The following is a 2,256-nucleotide window of genomic DNA, read 5'->3' as shown; positions in this document are numbered from 1 at the left end:
CCACGTCCCAGCCCGGGACGCCGCCGGGCGTGCAGGCGGCGTCGGCACGGCGATCCGCGGGGCGATCCGCGGGATGGTCGTACGCGGGATGACGATCCGGGGTTCGATAATCGGAGCTTCGATAATCGGAGGTTCTCGGAGCGTCGGAGGCGTGGGCGGCCAGCGGGGTCAGGGCCGCGCCGGAGAGGGCCAGGGAGAGGGTCAGCAGGGCGGTGCGCGCGAACATCGGGGCGGGCTTTCTAGCTGTTGTCGATGGTCCATCGGACCATGGCGGGATGGCCGCAATGGGTCGGGGCCGTGGCGGAATCGTGCCCTCTCGACGCGTTGCGCCGGGTCGCGCCATGATGGGCGGCGAAGGAGTGCGCCATGACCCTTGTCCATTCACATACGGATTCCCACCCGGAGCCGGCCGCATGAGCCTGGAATCCGTCCGTCTCTTCCTGGCCGAACATGCGCCGGACCTGGCGATCATCGAAATGGCCGAATCGACCGCCACCGTCGCCGAGGCCGCCGCCGCGCACGGCACCACGCCCGAGCAGATCGCCAAGACGATCTCGCTGCGGCTGGGCGAGCAGGTGGTGCTGGTGGTGGCGGCCGGCACGGCGCGGCTGGACAACCGCAAGAGCAAGGCGGCCTTCGGCCAGAAGCCCCGCATGCTGGACCGTGCCGAGGTCGAGGAACTGACCGGCCATCCGGTCGGCGGCGTCTGTCCGTTCGGGCTGAAGGAAAGCCTGCCCGTCTATTGCGACCAGTCGCTGCGCGCGTTCGACGAGGTGATCCCCGCCGCGGGCGCGATCAACAGTTCGGTGCGGCTGGCGCCGCTGCGCCTGGCGGAGCTGACCGGCGCCACCTGGGTGGATGTGTGCCAGTTGCCGGAATAGGGTGGCCAGGCTTCTTTTTCGGGGCTTTGCCCCGAGCCCCACCAAAGGCGGTGCCTTTGGAAACCATTTGTTATCAACGGAATGGGGTCAAGGGGGCGCGCCCCCTTGCGGGTCGAGGGCAACGCCCTCGCCTTGCTCCGCCTTGCAGTGCGGCGGCGAAGCCGCTCGGCTGGGGCGCGCCCCGTTCGAGATCATGATGCGCCGGGCGGGGCCGGGGCGTTCAGCGCAGGTGCAACGCCGGCGGGGGCACCGTGACGGGGGCCGGATCATGCAGTTGCACGGTCAGAGGCGGCGGGGGCGGGACCTGCCGCGCGGTCTTGACCACGGCGACCGGGATGGCGGCGTAGACCGGGCCGTGGGGCCTGGGGTGGCGGGAGAGCGTCACGAACAGCACGACATAGACCACGCCCAGGGCGACCAGCACGCCGATCTTCATGCCGCGCGGATTGGGCAGCTTGGGCAGGCCGGGCGGCGCGGAGCGGAGCAGCATGGCGGGGCGTCTTCCTGAACGGGCGTCCGGTATGGACGGGCATAACGTGTGGATACGCGGCCTTGCGACCGGGTGCCAAGCCCGTAGTGCCGGTTTCCCCTGGTGGCTTTTCCCCCAGGTGGCTTTCCCCTGATGGCTTTTCCGTTCCGCCGCTTGCTGCCATAGTCCGGCACGATCCCGTGGCGCCGCGGCCCGAGCGGCAGGCGCCCCCCGGGGAGTCGCCGGGATCGTCTCCGCATCGTCCGAAGCGGACCCGGGGGCTTCGCGCCATTGGAATGTCCAGAGAGTGCCGAACATCGTGACGTCTTTCCGCCCGGGCCGCGTTGTCGCCCCGATCCTCGGCTATGTCCTCGGCGGCGCCGTCGCCGCCATCGTCGCCGCCACCCCCGGGGCCGCGCCGGCGCAGGATGACGGCGGCCCGACCACCGCCAACACGCAGTTGCAGAAGATCCTGGCCGTGTTGCAGACCAATCCCAATGCCGCCAGCCAGGATTGCCTGGGTGCGCTGCAGGACCTGCACAAGACCCAGGACACGCTGGCGGCCGAGGAATCGCGCAACAAGGACCAGGATGTCGAGGTTGCGCGCGACGTGCTGGAATCCGATTTCGAGACCGCCGGCCAGTCCTGTGCCCCGGACGCCGCCGCGATCTGCGACAAGGCGGATTCCGCCGCGCCGCCGAAACTGGTCCAGGCCTGCCGGATGCTGCATGGCGGCCGCGCCGGACGGAACTGAGGCCGTACTGAAGCCGTCCGGACGCGGGGGGCCGCGATTAGAGGCCGCGATTAGATTCCGCGATTACCGGGCGGCGATCCGTTCCAGCCGGTCCAGCCCGTCGGCGCTGGCCAGCACGGCGGCTTTCTCGGCACGGTTGAGCGCGGCGGCGG

The 2,256-nt window shown here is 70.4% G+C and carries 5 protein-coding genes; 2 read left to right on the top strand and 3 right to left on the bottom strand.

What is annotated here, in order from left to right:
- A partial coding sequence (locus HUK84_RS22890; RefSeq protein WP_218064401.1) for a hypothetical protein occupies nt 1–226 on the bottom strand: 226 nt, incomplete at its 3' end.
- Between the two features lie 13 nt (nt 227–239).
- Nucleotides 240–368 (bottom strand): hypothetical protein, encoded by a 129-nt coding sequence (locus HUK84_RS23570; RefSeq protein WP_281362831.1) that lies wholly within the window; start codon nt 366–368, stop codon nt 240–242.
- Nucleotides 369–413: 45 nt separating this feature from the next.
- Here HUK84_RS23570 and HUK84_RS15425 point away from each other — a divergent pair, with 45 nt between their 5' ends.
- On the top strand, nt 414–881 hold the full coding sequence (locus HUK84_RS15425; RefSeq protein WP_176641074.1) for a YbaK/EbsC family protein: 468 nt from the start codon (nt 414–416) through the stop codon (nt 879–881).
- 220 nt (nt 882–1,101) lie between these two features.
- Here the strand turns inward: HUK84_RS15425 and HUK84_RS15420 are convergent, their stop codons facing one another.
- Nucleotides 1,102–1,371, bottom strand: a complete 270-nt coding sequence (locus HUK84_RS15420; RefSeq protein WP_176641073.1) for a hypothetical protein — start codon at nt 1,369–1,371, stop codon at nt 1,102–1,104.
- A gap of 298 nt (nt 1,372–1,669) precedes the next feature.
- Here HUK84_RS15420 and HUK84_RS15415 point away from each other — a divergent pair, with 298 nt between their 5' ends.
- Nucleotides 1,670–2,104 (top strand): hypothetical protein, encoded by a 435-nt coding sequence (locus tag HUK84_RS15415; RefSeq protein ID WP_218064400.1) that lies wholly within the window; start codon nt 1,670–1,672, stop codon nt 2,102–2,104.
- The last annotated feature ends 152 nt before the right edge of the window (nt 2,105–2,256 follow it).

This window comes from Nguyenibacter vanlangensis, from assembly GCF_013376155.1.
Taxonomy (GTDB): Bacteria; Pseudomonadota; Alphaproteobacteria; order Acetobacterales; family Acetobacteraceae; genus Gluconacetobacter; species Gluconacetobacter vanlangensis.
This window is presented reverse-complemented; position numbering and strand designations above follow the sequence as displayed.